General features: G+C 72.2%; 1 protein-coding gene. It reads left to right on the forward strand.

Translation table 11 applies throughout. The features are described 5' to 3' along the window. Positions 1 to 26 precede the first annotated feature (26 nt). Positions 27 to 19,388: a type I polyketide synthase gene (locus BKN51_RS44155; RefSeq protein ID WP_101607284.1), complete on the forward strand. Its 19,362-nt coding sequence runs from the start codon at positions 27 to 29 to the stop codon at positions 19,386 to 19,388. The last annotated feature ends 1 nt before the right edge of the window (position 19,389 follow it).

Raw genomic sequence — 19,389 nt, forward strand, 5'->3', positions numbered from 1 at the left:
ATTTACGACTGGAATGGTGAGAACCGATGGCAGACGAGGCGAAGCTCCGGGATTACCTGAAATGGGTGACGACGAATCTGCACGAGACGCGTCAGCGCCTTCGTGACGTCGAGGACCGCTACGGCGAGCCGATCGCGATCGTCGGCATCGGGTGCCGCTATCCCGGCGGGGTGACGTCGCCGAAGGAGTTCTGGCGGCTGCTCTCCACCGGGGCCGATGGCGTCGCCGGGTTCCCGGAGGACCGCGGCTGGGACGCCGAGGCGCTGTTCGGCCGCGAGCCGGACGGCACGGTGCCCAAGCCCGAGGCCGGGTTCATCGACGACGCCAGCGGATTCGACGCCGGATTCTTCGGGGTCAGCCCGCGCGAGGCGGTCGCGATGGACCCGCAGCAGCGGGTGCTGCTGGAGGTCTGCTGGGAAGCGCTGGAGCGGGCGGGGCTCGACCCGACTTCGCTGCGCGGCTCGCAGACCGGCGTGTTCGCGGGCGCCGCGCTGTCCGGCTACGGCTTCGCCGCCGAAGAGGACTTGGACGTCCACCTGATGACCGGGACCTCGACCTCGGTCATTTCCGGCCGGGTGTCCTACTCGCTGGGCCTGGAAGGACCCGCGGTCACCGTCGACACCGCGTGCTCGTCCTCGCTGGTGGCACTGCACCTTGCCTGCCAGTCGATCCGCACCGGCGAATGCGACCTCGCCCTCGCCGGCGGGGTCACCGTCACCGCGATCCCGATCATGTTCACCCAGTTCGCGCGTCAGCTCGGCCTGGCCTCGGACGGACGCTGCAAGGCGTTCTCCGCCGACGCCGACGGCATGGGCGTCGCCGAGGGCGCGGGCATGCTCGTGCTGGAACGGCTGTCGGTCGCCCGGCGCAACGGGCATCCGGTGCTGGCGGTGGTGCGGGGTTCCGCGGTCAACCAGGACGGCGCCTCCAACGGCCTCGCCGCGCCGAACGGCCCCTCGCAGCAGCGGGTGATCCGCGCGGCGCTCTCCAACGCCCGGCTGTCCCCACAGGACGTCGACATGGTGGAGGCGCATGGCACGGGGACGACGCTGGGTGACCCGATCGAGGCGCAGGCGGTGATCGCCACCTACGGCCAGGACCGGGCGGAAGGCCGTCCGACGTGGCTGGGCTCGGTGAAGTCGAACTTCGGGCACACCCAGGCCGCGGCCGGGGTCGCGGGCGTGATCAAGACAGTGCTCGCGCTGCAGCACGAGCGCATGCCGCAGACCTTGCACGCCGACGAGCCGTCGCCGCACATCGACTGGTCGGCCGGGGACGTCCGGCTGCTGTCGGAAGCGCGGCCGTGGCCGTCCGGCGAACGGACCCGCCGGGGCAGCGTGTCCTCGTTCGGGGTGAGCGGCACGAACGCGCACTTCATCATCGAAGAAGCTCCGGCCCTGGAAGAAACCGAGGCCGAGGACAGCACCGAAGACCAGCCGCAGGACACCGTCGAAGTCGCCGAAGTCCGGACCCTGGTGGTGTCGGGTGGCCTCGCCTGGTCGGTCTCCGGCCGGTCGGCGGACGGTCTGCACGCGCAGGCCGCACGGCTGCTCGACTGGACGAGCAGCCGCCCCGAACTGTCCACAGCGGACATTGCCTGGTCGCTCGCCGACACCCGCTCCGTCTTCGAGCACCGCGCCGTGGTGATCGGCGCCGAACGCTCGGAGCTGGTCGGCGGTCTGCGCGAGCTGACCGCCGGGGAGACGGTCTCCTCGGTCGTGACCGGCGTCGCGCACGGACAGGCGCGCACGGTGTTCGTGTTTCCCGGCCAGGGTTCGCAGTGGCTGGGCATGGGTCGTGAGCTGGCGCAGGTCAGTCCCGTTTTCGCGGCACGCCTCGCCGAATGCGAGCGAGCGCTGGAGCCCTTCGCGGACTGGAAACTGTCCGAAGTGCTCCAGGACGAGCTGGAGTCGGCGGACCTGGTGCAGCCCGCGCTCTGGGCGGTGATGGTGTCGCTGGCCGCGGTGTGGGAAGCGGCCGGGGTCACCCCCGAAGCCGTCGTCGGCCACTCGCAGGGCGAGATCGCGGCCGCCACGGTGGCGGGCATTCTGTCCCTTGAGGACGGTGCGAAGGTGGTGGCGCTGCGTTCGCGGGCGCTGCGGGCGATTACCGGCACCGGCGGCATGCTGTCGGTCACCGAACCGGTCGAACGCGTCGAAAAGCGGCTGCGGGCGTGGGACGGGCGGCTGTCGATCGCCGTGATCAACGGTCCTTCGACGGTGGTGGTCTCCGGCGAGATCGAAGCGCTGGGCGAACTGCGTGCGCAGCTTCAGGCGGACGGGATCCGCGAGCGCCTGGTGAAGGTGGACTACGCCTCGCACTGTGCGCAGGTCGAACAGCTCGAAGACGAGATCAAGTCCCTGCTCGCCGACGTGCGCCCGCAGACCGGACGGGTGCCGCTCGTCTCGGCCGTCACCGGCGAACTGCTCGACGGCACCGCGCTCGACGCCGGGTACTGGTACGACAGCTTGCGCGCCACGGTCCGCTTCGAAAAGGCGGTCCGCACTCTCGCGGGCACGGGCCACCAACTGTTCGTCGAGGTCACGCCGCACCCGGTGCTGCTGGCCTCCATGACCGACACCCTCGACGCGGCCGCCGCCGAAGCGGGTCCGGGCACCCAGCCCGCCGCCGTGTGCGCCACGTTGCGCCGTGACGATGGCGGTGCGACCCGGCTGCTGACCTCGCTGGCCGAGGCTTTCGTCGCCGGGGCCACTGTGGACTGGACGGCCGTGCTCCCCGCCGGAGAGCGGGTGGAACTGCCCACTTACGCGTTCCGCCATGAGCGTTACTGGCCGAAGGGCACCCTCGGGTTGCCCGGCACCAAGACCGTCGGTGGCGGCGACCCGGCGTCGCTGGGCCTCGGCGCCGCCGGGCACCCGCTGCTGGGCGCGGTGGTGGAACTGGCCGACGGCGGCATGCTCGCCTGCACGGGCCGGCTTTCGCTGCGTTCGCACCCGTGGCTGGTCGACCACGCCGTGGGCGGCGTCGTTCTGCTGCCCGGCACCGGATTCGCCGAACTGGTCGCGCAGGCCGGCCGGCAGGTCGGCTGCGCGCTGATCGAAGAACTGACCTTGCAGGCGCCGCTGGTGCTGCCCGCGGACAACACCGGCGTGCAGGTGCAGGTGGTGGTGTCCGCGGCCGACAGCACCGGCCGCCGCGACGTGAACGTCTTCTCCCGGCTCGACCGGCCGGACGAGGACCACGAGTGGGAGAAGAACGCGGCCGCGGTGATCGCCGCCGCCTCCGACAGCCCCGTCCAGACCGCGGATCTCGCGGTGTGGCCGCCGCGGGACGCCACCGCGGTCGACATCTCCGACCTGTACACGGTGCATCTCGCCGACGTGTACGGCCCGGCTTTCCAAGGGCTGCAGGCGGTTTGGCTGCGCGGTGAGGACATCTTCGCCGAGGTCGCGCTGCCTGAGCAGGTGGCCGCGGACGCGGAAGCGTACGGGCTGCACCCGGTGCTGCTGGACTCGGCGTTGCTGGCCGGAGTCGTCGCGGACGCGGCGAAGCCGGAGGCGGACGGCGACGGCGATCAGGGCCAGATCCGGATGCCGTTCGCCTGGACGGGCGTGCAGCTGCACTCCCGGGGCGCCGCGACGCTGCGGGTCCGGCTGCGCCGGGACGCACAGGGCAACCTGAGCATGTCCGGTGTGGACGCCGACGGCCGCGCGGTGGTCTCCGTGGGTTCGCTGGTGACCCGGCCGGTCTCGCCGGAGCAGTTGCAGGCCGGGGACGAATGGCTGAAGGAAGCGTTCTTTACCGTCGAGTGGACGCCGTTGGCGGACAAGAACATCCCCGGCGGCGACTGGGCGCTCGTCGGCGCTGACCTGTTCGGCGTGGCCGAGGAACTCGGCGTGGCCGGGATTCCGGTGCAGGTCTACGAAGACGTCGCGCAGCTTGTCGCCGCCGAGACCGTTCCGGCGCTCGTGCTGTCCTGCGTGCAGGGCGACACCGACGACGTGCCGGCCGCGACCCAGCAGGTCACCGCGCACGCCCTCGAAGTGACGCAGGCCGTGCTCGCCGAGCGGAGGCTCGAACCGGCGCGCCTGGTCGTGCTCACCCGGGGCGCGGTCGCCGTGCGGGCCGGGGAAGACCTGTCGGACGTGGCCTCCGGCGCGGTCTGGGGTCTGCTGCGGTCCGCGCAGCTGGAGAACCCGGAGCGGATCGTGCTGGCCGACCTCGCCGTCGCCGGGGAGGTCGCCGCGCTGGCCGCCGCGCTGGGCAGCGGGGAACCGGAACTGGCCGTCCGCGACGGACAGGCCCACGGCCGACGGCTGACCCGCCCGGCCGGTCAGCTGGCGGTGCTCGACCCGGCCGACATCGCACCCGCGCCGGATTCGCGCACCGCGCTGATCACCGGCGGCACCGGAACGCTGGGCGGGGTCGTGGCCCGGCACCTGGTGACCACCCGCCGGGCAGACGGCGTGCTCCTGCTCAGCCGCTCCGGCGCGGGCGCGGACGGAGCGGCCGCCACCGCGGCCGACCTGGCCGAGCGCGGCGCTTCCGTGCGGATCGTCGCGTGCGACGTGGCGGACCGCGACGCGCTGGCCGCGGTGGTGGATGCCGTTCCGGCGGACTGTCCGCTCGGCTCGGTGTTCCACGCCGCGGGCGTCATCGACGACAGCATGGTCGAATCGCTGACCCCGGAGCGCCTCGCCTCGGTCATGCGCCCCAAGGTCGACGCCGGGTGGCATCTGCACGAGCTGACCCGCGACCTCGACCTGACCGACTTCGTGGTCTTCTCCTCGGTCGCCGCCGCCTTCGGTGGCGCCGGGCAGGCGAACTACGCCGCGGGCAACGCTTTCCTCGACGCGCTGGCCGCGCACCGCCGCGCGGCCGGACTCGCGGGCACCTCGCTCGCCTGGGGGCCGTGGATGCCCGAGGCGGGCATCGGCCGAGACCTCGACGAGGTCATGCTGCGCCGGATGACCGGTTCCGGTCTGATGGCGCTGGACGAGCAGGAAGGCCTCGTCCTGCTCGACCTCGCGCTCGGCCGCGCCGACGCGAACCTTGTCACCGCGCGGCTGGACAAGACGGCGCTGCGCGCACAGGCCGCCGCGACCGGTATCCCGGCGCTGTGGAAGGTGCTGGCCGACGATTTCCTCCCGCGCCGTGCGGTCGCCGCCGCGGACACCGGGGGTGCCGGCGCTTCCGACGGGCTGCGCCGCGAACTCGCCGGGCTGGCCGGGGCGGAACGCGACCGGGTGCTGGTCGACCTGGTCCGCACGCACGCGGCCGCGGTGCTCGGGCACTCCTCCGGCGACGCGATCGAGCCGGGCAAGCCGTTCACCGACCTCGGGTTCGACTCGCTGATCGCGGTCGAGTTCCGGAACCGGCTGAACCCGGCGACCGGGCTGCGGCTGCCAGCCACGCTGGTCTTCGACTACCCGAACCCGGTGGCACTGGCCGGTTTCCTGTGGGAGCAGCTCGCCGACGACCTGGAGGACCTCGCCGACGTCGAAGCGCCCGCCGTCGCACCGGCGCCGCAGGCGGTGGTGGACGGCGAGCCGATCGCGATCGTCGGCATGGCCTGCCGGTTCCCCGGCGGCGCGACCAGCCCCGAGACGCTGTGGGAGATGCTCTCCACCGGCGGCGAAGGGCTCTCCACCTTCCCGACCGACCGCGGGTGGGACCTGGAGGCGCTCTACGACCCGGATTCCGAACGCACGGGGACTTCCTACACGCAGGTCGGCGGTTTCCTCCGGGAGGCCAGTGCGTTCGACCCCGGATTCTTCGGGATCAGCCCGCGCGAGGCGCTCGCGATGGACCCGCAGCAGCGGTTGCTGCTGGAGACCTCGTGGGAGGCGTTCGAACGCGCCGGGATCGACCCAGCGACGCTGCGCGGCTCCCAGACCGGCGCGTTCGTCGGCGGCTACGGCTCTTCCTACCTGGCGCTCAGCATGGAGGACGAGGAGGAGCTGGAGAACCTCGGCCCGCACCTGATGACCGGCAACGCGGCCAGCGTGCTGTCCGGCCGGGTTTCCTATGCGCTCGGCCTGGAAGGCCCGGCCGTCACCGTCGACACCGCGTGCTCGTCCTCGCTGGTCGCGCTGCATCTGGCGACTCAGGCGCTGCGCGGCGGCGAATGCTCGCTGGCGCTGGCCGGCGGGGCCACGGTCATGGCCAGCCCGGACGGGTTCCTGGCCTTCTCCCACGCTCGCGGTCTCGCGGCGGACGGCCGGTCGAAGGCGTTCGCGGACGCCGCGGACGGCATGGGCATGGCCGAGGGCGCGGGCATGCTCGTGCTGGAGCGGCTGTCGGATGCCCGGCGCAACGGGCACCCGGTGCTGGCCGTGGTGCGGGGTTCGGCGATCAACCAGGACGGTGCGTCGAACGGGTTGACGGCGCCGAATGGACCTTCGCAGCAGCGGGTCATCCGGGCGGCGCTGGCGAACGCCGGGTTGTCGGCGTCCGATGTGGACGTGGTGGAAGCGCACGGCACTGGGACGACGCTGGGCGACCCGATCGAGGCGCAGGCGTTGCTGGCGGCCTACGGACGTGATCGGGACCGTCCGCTGTGGCTGGGCTCGGTCAAGTCCAACATCGGGCACACCCAGGCCGCGGCCGGGGTGGCGGGGCTGATCAAGATGGTGCTCGCGTTGCGGCACGAAGAGCTTCCGCAGACGCTCCACGTGGACACGCCTTCGTCGCATGTGGACTGGGAGGCCGGAGATGTCCGGCTGCTGACCGAAAAGCGGCCGTGGACGCCCGGTGACCGGGTCCGCCGCGCCGGGGTTTCGGCGTTCGGTGTCAGCGGCACCAACGCGCACGTGATCATGGAAGAAGCCCCCGCTTTCGAGGGCACCGCGGAGGTCGCGGCTCCGGAGCCGGTGCTGTCCGGCGCGGGCGCGTGGGTGCTGTCCGGCCGGTCCGGCGCCGCGCTGGCGGCGCAGGCGGACCGGTTGCGGGAATGGGCGCTGGCGAACCCGGACGCGGACCCGGTCGACGTGGGCTGGTCGCTGGCCACCACCCGGTCGGTGTTCGAACACCGCGCGGTGGTCGTCGGCGAGCCGTCCGGCGGGCTCGAAAGCCTGTCCGCCGGGGTGACCTCTTCCGAGCTGGTCTCGGGGGTGTCGGAGTCCGGCACCCGAGTGGCGTTCGTGTTCGCGGGCCAGGGTTCGCAGTGGGTCGGCATGGGCCGGGAGCTCGCGCAGGCGAGTGCGGTGTTCGCGGCGCGGCTGGCGGAGTGCGAGGCGGCTTTGGGGTCTTTTGTGGACTGGAAGCTGTCCGATGTGCTCGAAGGCGAGCTGGAGTCGGCGGATGTGGTGCAGCCTGCGTTGTGGGCGGTGATGGTGTCTCTTGCCGCGATGTGGGAGGCGGCTGGCGTCCGTCCGGATGCCGTGATCGGGCACTCGCAGGGCGAGATCGCGGCGGCGACTGTTGCGGGCATGTTGTCCCTTACGGACGGTGCGAAGGTCGTTGCGCTGCGGTCGAAGTCTCTGAAGGCCCTGGCAGGTCTGGGCGGCATGTTGTCGGTGAGCGCGGCTGCCGCCGAAGTGGAAGAGCGGCTGGGCCGGTGGGGCGAGCGGCTGTCGCTCGCCGCGGTGAACGGTCCGTCCGCGGTGGTGGTTTCGGGTGAGCCGGAGGCGTTGGCTGAGCTGAAGTCCGAGTTGGATGCTGAGGGTGTCCGGGCGCGGATGGTGGCGGTGGATTACGCGTCGCATTGTGCGCAGGTGGAAAGCCTGGAGGACGAGATTCGCGCGGTGCTGGCGGGGATCGAGCCGCGGCGTGGCCGGGTGCCGATGGTGTCGGCGATGACCGGGGAGAACCTCACCGGCGAAGAACTCGACGCCGGCTACTGGTACGAAAGCCTGCGCGCGCCGGTGTACTACGAGCGCGCCGTGCGCATCCTTGCCGACCGCGGCTACCAGCTGTTCATCGAGGTGACGCCGCATCCGGTGCTTCTCGGCGCGACGAACGACACCGTCGAGGACGCCGCGGCCGCCGCGGGTCCCGGCGCGGTGGTGGCCGCGGTGTGCGGCACCCTGCGGCGCGACGACGACAGCGCCGCCCGAGTGGTCCGGTCGATGGCCGAAGCCTTCGTGCGCGGTGCCTCGGTGGACTGGACCTTGCTGCTGCCTGCCGGGCGGCGCATCGAACTGCCCACCTACGCGTTCCAGCACCAGCGGTACTGGCCCGCCGGTGCGCTTCCCCTGCCGACAGCCAAATCCTCTGGCGACGGCCGGCTCGTCAGCTCCGCGGCGGACGCCGAATTCTGGTCGGCCGTGGAGAAGGGCGACCTGGCTTCGCTCGGCGAAACGCTGTCGCGGGAAGGGGCGCGTCCGTTCACCGAGGTGCTGCCCGCGCTGGCGTCCTGGCACCGCGGGGAGCAGGACCGTTCGACCGCCGCGAACTGGCGGTACCGGGTCGGCTGGGCCGCGGTCGCGGAACCCGGGACCGGGTCGCTGACCGGTGCCTGGCTGCTGGTGGTCCCCGAGGGCGTCGAGCCGGTGTGCGCGGCCGCGTTGTCCGCGCGTGGTGCCCAGGTCGTCGTGGCCGAGGTCCCGGCCGGTGTCGTGGACCGGGCCGAAATTCTGGCGGGCGCCGAATTCGGCGAGCTGTCCGGGGTGGTGTCGCTGCTGGCGCTGGACGAGTCGCCGGTGGCTGGGCATTCCTCGGTGCCGGTGGGCTTGGCGGCGACGCTCGGCCTGGTGCAAGCGCTCGGCGACGCCGGGCAGAACGTGCCGCTGTGGGTGCTCACCCGCGGCGCCGTGGCGGCCGGGCTGGGCGAGACTCTCGCGAGCCCGGTGCAGGCGCAGGTCTGGGGCCTGGGCCGAGTGGTCGGCCTGGAGCACCCGGAGCGTTGGGGCGGGCTGATCGACCTGCCGGAGACCTTCGACGAGCGTGCGGGTGCGCGGCTCGTGTCGGTGCTCGCCGGGGCGGGGGAGCCCGAGGTGGCCCTGCGCCCGGCCGGGATTCTCGGCCGCCGTCTGTCGCGGGTGCCTCGCCCGCGTGCGGGCCGGACCTGGTCGCCGCGAGGCACGGCGCTGGTCACCGGCGGCACCGGCGCGATCGCCGGTCATGTGTCGCGTTGGCTGGCTGAGCAGGGTGCGCCGCGCGTGGTGCTGACCGGACGTTCCGGGCCCGCTGCGGCCGGCGTCGCCGAGACGGCGGCGTGGCTGGCGGAGCAGGGCACCGCGGTGGACGTGGTTTCCTGCGATGTCACCGATCGGTCGGCGTTGGCCGGGCTGATCGCCCGGTGCGGTCCGGAGTTGTCTTCGGTGCTGCACACCGCCGCGGTGCTGGATGACGGCGTGGTGGACCGGCTGACGGTGCCGCGCCTGGAGACGGTGCTGGCGGCGAAGGCGGCGGCCGCCGCTCACCTGGACGAGCTGACCGCGGATCTCGAGCTGGACGCGTTCGTGCTGTTCTCGTCGGCGGCTTCGACGCTGGGCGGTCCGGGCCAGGGCAACTACGCGGCGGCGAATGCGTACCTGGACGCGCTGGCGGAGCATCGCCGGGCGCGCGGACTGGCCGGTCTGTCGGTCGCCTGGGGGCTGTGGGCCGGGATCGGGCTGGCCGACTCGAACGAGGCCATCCGGTCGCGGATGCGCCGCATCCCGATGCCCGCGATGGAGCCGAAGCTCGCCGTGCGCGCGCTGGCCGATTCGCTGGCGGGCACCGACCCTGTGGTCACCGTGATGGACGTGGACTGGGAGCAGCTCGGGTCCGCCGCGGGCACCGCCGAAGTGCACCGGATGCCGCTGGTGCGGGACATGCCGGAGATCCGCCGGCTGGCCGCCGCCACCGCGGCGAACCGGACCGCGGCCCCGGCGGCGGGCGAGCTGGCGCAGCAGCTCGCCGGGCTCAGCCACGCCGAACAGGAACGCGTGCTGACCGATGTGGTCCGCGCGCAGGCCGCGGTGGTCCTCGGGCACGCGTCGGCCGAGATGGTGCAGGCCCGGCAGGCGTTCCGGGACCTCGGGTTCGACTCGCTGACCTCGGTGGAATTGCGCAACCAGCTCAACGCGGCCACCAAGCTGCGGCTGCCCGCCACGCTGGTCTTCGACTACCCGACGCCGCTCGCGCTGGCCGGTTTCCTGCGCGGCGAGCTGATGGGCGACCAGGAACAGGTCGCGGCGCCGGTGGCCCCCGTGGCGGCGCTGCCGGTGGACGAGCCGTTGGCGATCGTGGGGATGGCGTGTCGGTTCCCGGGTGGTGCGGCGAGTCCGGACGAGTTCTGGGAGATGTTGCGTTCGGGTACGGATGCGGTGGGTGCGTTCCCGACCGATCGCGGTTGGGATCTGGAAGGGTTCTACGACCCGGACCGGGAGAGCGAAGGCACCACCTACACCCGTTCCGGTGCTTTCCTGCGGGACGCCACCGGTTTCGACGCCGGGTTCTTCGGGATCAGCCCGCGCGAGGCGTTGGCGATGGACCCGCAGCAGCGGTTGCTGCTGGAAACCGCCTGGCAGGCCGTGGAAGGCGCCGGGATCGACCCGACCACGCTCAAAGGCAGCGCCACCGGCGTGTTCGCGGGCGGTTTCGGCTCCGGCTATGCCATCGGCATGGCGCTGACCGGTCAGGACGGCGCCGGGGTCGAAGGGCACCTGATGACGGGCAACTCGACGAGTGTGCTGTCGGGGCGGCTGTCCTATGTGCTCGGTCTGGAAGGGCCCGCGGTCACGATCGACACGGCGTGTTCGTCGTCGTTGGTGGCACTGCATCTCGCGGTTCAGGCGGTGCGCTCGGGCGAGTGTTCGCTGGCGTTGGCCGGTGGTGTCACGGTGATGGCGACTCCGTTCTCCTTCGTCGAGTTCTCGCGCCAGCAGGGCTTGTCCGTGGACGGGCGATGCCGGGCGTTCGCGGACGACGCCGATGGCACCGGCTGGGCCGAGGGCGTGGGCATGCTGGTCGTCGAACGGCTCTCCGATGCTCGGCGCAAGGGCCACGAAGTCCTCGCCTTGGTGCGGGGAAGCGCGATCAACCAGGACGGTGCGTCCAACGGTCTGTCCGCGCCGAACGGTCCTTCGCAGCAGCGGGTCATTCGGGCTGCGCTGGCGAACGCCGGGTTGTCGGCGTCCGAAGTGGACGTGGTGGAGGCACACGGTACGGGGACGACGCTGGGCGACCCGATCGAGGCACAGGCGTTGCTGGCGACCTACGGCCAGGAACGGGCTGGGGACCGTCCACTGTGGCTGGGTTCGGTGAAGTCGAACATCGGGCACACACAGGCCGCGGCCGGTGTCGCTGGTGTGATCAAGATGGTGCTGGCGTTGCAGCACCAGGAGATTCCGCGCACGCTGCACGCCGAGCACCCGTCGTCGCATGTGGACTGGACGGCCGGCCGGGTCGAATTGCTGACGGAGAACGTGGCTTGGGAATCCGAGGGACGGGTTCGCCGGGCGGGCGTGTCGGCGTTCGGGATCAGCGGTACGAACGCGCATGTGATCGTGGAGGAAGCGCCTGCCGGCGAAGAGGTTCCGGCGGTGGAGCCGGCTCCGGTGGTGTCGGGCGTGCGGCCTTGGGTGTTGTCGGGTCGCAGCGCGGACGGGTTGCTCGCGCAGGCGGGTCGGCTTCGCGAGTGGGTGGTCGGCCGGGGGCTGGATCCGGTGGATGTCGGGTGGTCGTTGGCGACTACGCGGTCGGTGTTCGAGCACCGGGCCGTGGTGGTCGGGGACGATGTGCTGAGCGGTTTGTCGGATTTGGCGGCTGGGGTGTCGTCGGGTTCGGTGGTGTCCGGGGTTGCCGATCCGGGTGCTCGAGTGGGTTTGGTGTTCGCGGGTCAGGGTTCGCAGTGGGCTGGTATGGGCCGGGAACTGTATGAGTCGAGTCCGGTGTTCGCCGAGGCTTTCGACCGGGTTTCGGGTCTGTTGGAGCTGGAGCTGGGTGTTTCGGTTCGGGACGTGGTGCTGGTTCCGGGGACGCCGGGCAGTGATCAGACTTTGTATGCGCAGGCTGGGTTGTTCGCCTTTGAGGTGGCGTTGTTCGAGGTGTTGCGTGCCGCGGGTGTTCGGGTGGATGCGGTGGTGGGGCATTCGGTGGGCGAGGTCGCGGCGGCGCATGCGGCTGGTGTGCTTTCCCTGTCGGATGCGTGTCGTCTGGTCGCGGCGCGTGCTCGGTTGATGCAGGCGTTGCCGGTGGGTGGTGCGATGGCGGCGATCAACGCGCCGGAGGCCGAGGTGCTGGAGTCGCTGGAGCCGGGGGTGTCGATCGCGGCGGTGAACGGGGCGGAGTCCGTGGTGGTCTCTGGCGAGGCCGACGCGGTCGAGCGCATCGTGGCGCGGTGGAAGGAACAGGGCCGTCGTGCTCGGCGGCTGCGGGTGAGCCATGCGTTCCACTCGGCGGCGATGGATCCGGTGCTGGACGAGCTGGGCGAAGTGGCCGCGGGGTTGGCGTACGAGCGTCCGGAGCTGTTGTGGGCGGGTGCGTTGACCGGTGAGCTGGTCGCTGACTGCGAGGCCGAGTACTGGCCCGCGCAGACGCGGGGAGCGGTGCGGTTCGCGGATGCGGTGGCTGCGCTGGTGGAGCAGGGGATTTCGGTGTTCCTGGAGGTCGGCCCGGACGGTTCGCTGTCCGCGCTCGGCACCGCGGACGCCGCGTTCGTCCCCTTGCAGCGCAAGGACGGCACCGGCCTGATCGCCGGGCTGGCGCAGGCGTTCGTGCAGGGCGTGGGCGTGGACTGGAGCACGCTGATTCCCCAGGGGAACCGCGCGCAGCTGCCGACGTATGCCTTCCAACACCAGCGTTACTGGCCGGACGGCATCCTGGCGATGCCGAAGGCCGGTGCGGACGACAGCCCCACCTCCGCCGCCGACGCCGAATTCTGGGCGGCGGTGGAGAACGGCGACCTCACCGAACTCGCCGATCGACTGTCCATCGAGGACCACACGAAGCTCGGCGAGGTGCTGCCCGCGTTGGCTTCCTGGCGGCGGCGCGAGCAGAACCGTTCGGCCACCGCGGACTGGCGCTACCGGATCAACTGGACGCCGGTCGAGGGACTCGACCCGCGGCCGCTGACCGGCACCTGGCTGCTCGTCGCCCCGGCGGACCACGACGTCACCGGCTACGCCGAGGCGTTGTCCTCGCGCGGCGCGGAGACCCGGGTGGTCCGGCTCCCGGCCGGCACAGCGGACCGCCTCAAGATCGCGGCCGAGTTCGACGACGTCGATCCCGCCGAAGTGCGCGGCGTGCTGTCGCTGCTGGCCTTGGACGAGACCTCAACGCCGGGACATCCCGTGGTGGCCGGGGGATTGGCGGCCACGCTCGGCCTGGTGCAGGCACTCGGCGACGTGATCATCGACGCCCCGCTGTGGCTGGCTACGCGCGGTGCGGTGGCGGCCGGCGCCGGGGAGACACTGGCGAGCCCGGTGCAGGCGCAGGTCTGGGGCTTCGGCCGCGTCGCCGGTCTCGAACACCCCGACCGCTGGGGCGGGCTGATCGACCTGCCGGAGACCTTCGACGAGCGTGCGGGTGCGCGGCTGGTTTCGGTGCTCGCCGGGGCCGGGGAGCCCGAGGTCGCCATCCGGCCGGCGGGCGTGCTCGGCCGTCGGCTGGGCCGCGCCGCACGGGGCCGGGACGCCGAGGGCTGGTCGCCCCGGGGCGCGGTGCTGATCACCGGCGGGACCGGCGCGATCGCGGGCCACGTGTCGCACTGGCTGGCCGAGCGCGGTGCGCCGCGCGTGGTGCTGACCAGCCGTTCCGGCGCCGGTGCGCGTGACGTCGCGGGGACGGCGGCGCTGCTCGCCGAGCGGGGAACCTCCGTCGACGTGGTGGCGTGCGACGTCACCGATCGGTCGGCGTTGGCGGGCCTGGTCGAGTGGTGCGGTCCGGAGCTGTCCTCCGTGCTGCACACCGCGGGCGTGCTGGATGACGGCGTGGTGGACCGGTTATCGGTGCCACGCCTGGAATCCGTGCTGGCCGCGAAAGCCGCGTCGGCGGGTTACCTGGACGAGCTGACCGCGGATCTCGATTTGGATGCGTTCGTGCTGTTTTCGTCGGCGGCTTCGACGTTGGGCGGTCCTGGGCAGGGCAACTATGCGGCGGCGAATGCGTATCTGGACGCGCTGGCGGAGCATCGCCGGGCGCGCGGACTGGCCGGGCTGACGGTGGCCTGGGGTGTCTGGGCGGGCGGCGGTTTCGCCGAATCGAGCGAGGTCGTGCGGGAACGGGTCAAGCGCGGCCTGATGCCCGCGATGGACCCACAGCTCGCCGCGCGGGCGCTCGGCGAAGCCCTCGACGGACCGGACGCCGCGGTCACCGTGATGGACGTCGACTGGGCACAGCTGGAGTCCTCCGCCGAACTGCGGAACGCGCCGTTGGTGCAGGAGCTGCCGGAAGTGCGGCGGCTCGGCTCCGCCAAGGCCGCCGCGGACACTACGCGCGGCGAGGGCGACCTCGCCCGCACGCTGGCCGGGCTGAACCCGACGGAGCAGGAGCGGGTGCTCACCGAACTGGTGCGCACCGAGGTGGCGATCGTGCTCGGGCACGCCTCGGCGGAGGCGATCGAGGACCGGAAGGCGTTCAAGGACCTCGGGTTCGACTCGCTGACCTCGGTCGAGCTGCGCAACCGGCTGGGGGCGGCGACCGGCGAGCGGCTGCCCGCGACGGTGGTGTTCGACTACCCGACGCCGGTGGCGCTGGCCGCGTTCCTCCGCGAGGAACTGACCGGCGACCTGACCGCCCCCGTGGCCGCGGCTCCCGTGGCGGCGGTGCCGGTGGACGAGCCGTTGGCGATCGTGGGGATGGCGTGTCGGTTCCCGGGTGGTGCGGCGAGTCCGGACGAGTTCTGGGAGATGTTGCGTTCGGGTACGGATGCGGTGGGTGCGTTCCCGACCGATCGCGGTTGGGATCTGGAAGGGTTCTACGACCCCGACCGGGGCAGCGCCGGCACCTCCTACACGCAGTCGGGCGCGTTCCTGCGCGACGCCACGGAGTTCGACGCGGCGTTCTTCGGGATCAGCCCGCGCGAGGCGCTGGCGATGGACCCGCAGCAGCGACTGCTCCTGCAGACCTCGTGGGAAGCGTTGGAGCGCTCCGGAATCGACCCCGCCGCGCTCAAGGGCACCGCTACCGGCGTGTTCGCCGGTGGCTTCGCTTCCGGCTACGGGTTCGGCGTCACCCTGTCCGGCCAAGCCGGTTCCGGTGCCGAAGGGCACCTGATGACGGGCAACTCGACGAGTGTGCTGTCGGGGCGGCTGTCCTATGTGCTCGGTCTGGAAGGGCCCGCGGTCACGATCGACACGGCGTGTTCGTCGTCGTTGGTGGCACTGCATCTCGCGGTTCAGGCGGTGCGGTCGGGCGAGTGTTCGCTGGCGCTGGCCGGCGGGGTCACCGTGATGGCCAACCCCGGCACTTTCGTCGACTTCTCGCGCCAGCAAGGGCTTTCCACCGACGGGCGGTGCCGGGCATTCTCTGACGACGCGGATGGCACCGGCTGGGGCGAAGGCGTGGGCATGCTGGTCGTCGAACGGCTCTCCGACGCCGAGCGCAACGGCCATCGAGTGCTGGCTGTGGTGCGGGGTTCGGCGGTGAATCAGGATGGTGCGTCGAATGGTTTGACGGCGCCGAATGGTCCTTCGCAGCAGCGGGTGATTCGGGCGGCGTTGGTGAATGCCGGGTTGTCGGCGTCCGATGTGGACGTGGTGGAGGCGCACGGTACGGGGACGAGGCTCGGTGACCCGATCGAGGCGCAGGCGTTGCTGGCGACCTACGGCCAGGAACGGGCTGGGGACCGTCCACTGTGGCTGGGTTCGGTGAAGTCGAACATCGGGCACACACAGGCCGCGGCCGGTGTCGCTGGTGTGATCAAGATGGTGCTGGCGTTGCAGCACCAGGAGATTCCGCGCACGCTGCACGCCGAGCACCCGTCGTCGCATGTGGACTGGACGGCCGGCCGGGTCGAGCTGCTCACCGAGAACACGCCGTGGCCGGCCGCCGGAAGTCCGCGCCGCGCCGGTGTCTCCGCGTTCGGGATGAGCGGCACCAACGCGCACGTCATCGTCGAGGAGGCTCCCGCGCCGGAGCCCGCGGCCGCGGTGCCGGCCGACGATCCCACGGCCTGGGTGTTGTCGGGCCGCAGCGCGGACGGGCTGGCCGCGCAGGCGGGTCGGCTTCGCGAGTGGATGGTCGGCCGGGGGCTGGATCCGGTGGATGTCGGGTGGTCGTTGGCGACTACGCGGTCGGTGTTCGAGCACCGGGCCGTGGTGCTGGGCGACGATCTCCTGAGCGGGCTGGACAGCCTGATCGGGGAAGTGTCGTCGGGTTCGGTGGTTTCGGGCGTCGCGGATCCGGGTGCTCGGGTCGGTTTGGTGTTCGCGGGTCAGGGTTCGCAGTGGGCTGGTATGGGTTGGGACCTCTACGAGGCGAACCCGGTGTTCGCCCAGGCCTTCGACCGGGTTTCGGGTCTGTTGGAGCTGGAGCTGGGCGTTGCGGTCCGGGATGTGGTGCTGGATCCGGGAACCCGGGACGGCGATCAGACCTTGTTCGCGCAGGCGGGATTGTTCGCCTTCGAGGTGGCGTTGTTCGAGGTGTTGCGCGCCGCGGGTGTTCGGGCGGATGCGGTGGTCGGGCATTCGGTGGGTGAGGTCGCCGCGGCGTATGCGGCTGGCGTGCTTTCTCTGCCTGACGCGTGTCGTCTGGTCGCTACTCGTGCTCGGTTGATGCAGGCGTTGCCGGTGGGTGGTGCGATGGCGGCGATCAACGCGCCGGAGGCCGAGGTGGCCGAGACGCTGGTCGACGGCATGTCGATCGCGGCGGTGAACGGTCCGGAGTCGGTGGTGGTTTCCGGTGAAGTCGAGGCGGTCGACCAGCTTGTCGCGCTCTGGAAGGAGCGCGGGAACCGGGTTCGGCGGCTGCGGGTGAGCCACGCCTTCCATTCCGCCGCCATGGATCCGGTGCTGGATGAGCTGCGCGAAGTGGCTGAAGGGCTCACGTATGCGCGTCCGGAGCTGTTGTGGGCGGGTGCGTTGACCGGTGAGCTGGTCGCTGACTGCGAGGCCGAGTACTGGCCCGCGCAGACGCGTCGCCCGGTGCGGTTCGGGGAGGCGGTGGAGTCCCTTGTGGCGCAGGGGATTTCGGTGTTCCTGGAGGTCGGCCCGGACGGTTCGCTGTCCGCGCTCAGCCCGGCCGACGCGGCGTTCGTCCCCTTGCAGCGCAAGGACGGCACCGGCCTGATGGCCGGGCTGGCGCAGGCTTTCGTGCGCGGCGTGCACGTGGACTGGCGCGCCGTGCTGCCCGCCGGCCACCGGCTGGACCTGCCGACCTACGCCTTCCGCACGGAACGGTTCTGGCCGGAAGGCATCCTGAAGCTGCCGAAGGCCGGCGCGACGGAGGTCCAGGACAGCGCGGCCGACGCCGAGTTCTGGGCGGCGGTCGAAGGGGGCGACCTGAGCGGTCTCGCCGACTCGCTGTCGGTGGACAGCACGCGGCCGTTCCACGAGGTGCTGCCCGCGCTGGCCTCCTGGCGGCGACGCGAACAGGACCGGTCGACCACCGCGAACTGGCGTTACCGCATCACCTGGGCTCCGGTCTCGGAGCCGGACGCCCGCGTGTTGTCCGGGACCTGGCTCGTCGTCGCGCCGAACGCCGACACTGCCCGGGATTGCTTGGCAGCGCTGGAAACCCGGGGCGCGGACGTGACCGTGGTCGAATGCCCGGCCGGGACGGTGGACCGTGCCGAGTTCACCGCGCTGCTGTCTGACATCGACCGCGATGCGGTGTCCGGGGTGGTTTCGCTGCTGGCCCTGGACGAGACGCCGGCCGCCGGGCACGCTTCGGTGCCGGCGGGCTTGGCGGCGACGCTCGGCCTGGTGCAGGCGCTCGGCGACGCCGGGGTGACCGCCCCGCTGTGGCTGGCGACCCGGGGCGCGGTGGCGGCCGGGCCGGGGGAGACCCTGGTCAGCCCGGTGCAGGCGCAGGTGTGGGGTCTGGGCCGGGTGGTCGGCTTGGAACACCCGGAGCGTTGGGGCGGGCTGATCGACCTGCCGGAGACGCTCGACGAGCGTGCGGGTGCGCGGCTGGTTTCGGTGCTCGCCGGGTGCGGCGAGTCCGAGGTCGCGCTCCGTTCGGCCGGGCTGCTCGGCCGTCGGCTCGTGCACGCCGGACGACCGGCGTCGCAGCCGTGGACGCCGCGAGGTACGGCGCTGCTCACCGGCGGCACCGGCGCGATCGCCGGGCATGTCGCGAGGTGGCTCGCCGAACAGGGCGCGCCTCGGGTCGTGCTGACCAGCCGTTCCGGTCCCTCGGCACGCGGGGTCGCCGCGACCGTCGCGGAACTGGCCGCGCTGGGCACCTCGGTCGAGGTGGTGGCGTGCGACGTCACGGAGCGGTCGGCGTTGGCGGGCTTGGTCGAGTGGTGCGGTCCGGAGCTGTCCTCCGTGCTGCACACCGCGGGCGTGCTGGACGACGGCGTGCTGGACCGGCTTTCGGTGCCGCGTTTGGAGTCGGTGCTGGCCGCGAAGGCCGCGTCGGCGAAGGACTTGGACGAGCTGACCGCGGATCTCGAGCTGGATGCGTTCGTGCTGTTTTCGTCGGCGGCTTCGACGTTGGGTGGTCCTGGGCAGGGCAACTATGCGGCGGCGAATGCGTATCTGGACGCGCTGGCGGAGCATCGCCGGGCGCGCGGGCTGGCCGGGCTGACGGTGGCCTGGGGTGTCTGGGCCGGTGGTGGGCTCGCCGAGTCCACCGAGGCGGCGCGCAAACGGCTCGAACGCGGCGCGATGCCCGCGATGGACCCGAGGCTGGCCGCGCGGGCGCTGGGCGAGGCCCTGCGCGGACCGGACCCGGTGCTCACCGTGATGGACGTCGACTGGACCGAACTCGCCTCGGGGCCGGGCACGGCGGGGCTGCGCGCCGCGCCGCTGATGCGGGACCTGCCGGAGATCCGCCGGATGGCGAGCACCGCGGCCGAGCCGTCGGCCCGCCCCGAAGGGGACCTGGCCAGCCGGCTGGCCGGACTGGGCCGCGCGGAGCAGGAGCGGGTGCTCACCGAACTGGTGCGCACCGAGGTGGCGATCGTGCTCGGGCACGCCTCGGCGGAGGCGATCGAGGACCGGAAGGCGTTCAAGGACCTCGGGTTCGACTCGCTGACGTCGGTGGAACTGCGCAACCGGCTCGGTGCCGCGACCGGGCGGCAACTGCCCGCGACGCTCGTGTTCGACTACCCGACCCCGAGCGAACTCGCCGCGTGGCTGCGGACCGAACTGCTGCCGGACGGCCCGGACGACGCCGCGGAGCCGGTGCTGGCCGAGATCGGCCGGCTCGAAGCCGCGCTGCGGGACGGGGCGGGCGACGAACCGGTGTGGGCCGAAGCAGGCGAACGGCTGCGCAGGCTGCTGGAGGTCATCGGCGACCAGACCACCGCAAAGACCAAGAAACGGCGCGAGGAAGACCTCGAGACCGCCTCCGACGACGAGCTGTTCGCACTCGTCGACGGACTCGAGTGAA

Origin of the sequence: Amycolatopsis sp. BJA-103, assembly GCF_002849735.1 — a bacterium.
In the GTDB taxonomy this organism is placed as follows: Bacteria; Actinomycetota; Actinomycetes; order Mycobacteriales; family Pseudonocardiaceae; genus Amycolatopsis.

What these genes read in the sequence shown, in the direction of transcription:
- BKN51_RS44155 (WP_101607284.1), top strand. Translation starts at nt 27, where the DNA reads ATGGCAGACGAGGCGAAGCTCCGGGATTACCTGAAATGGGTGACGACG.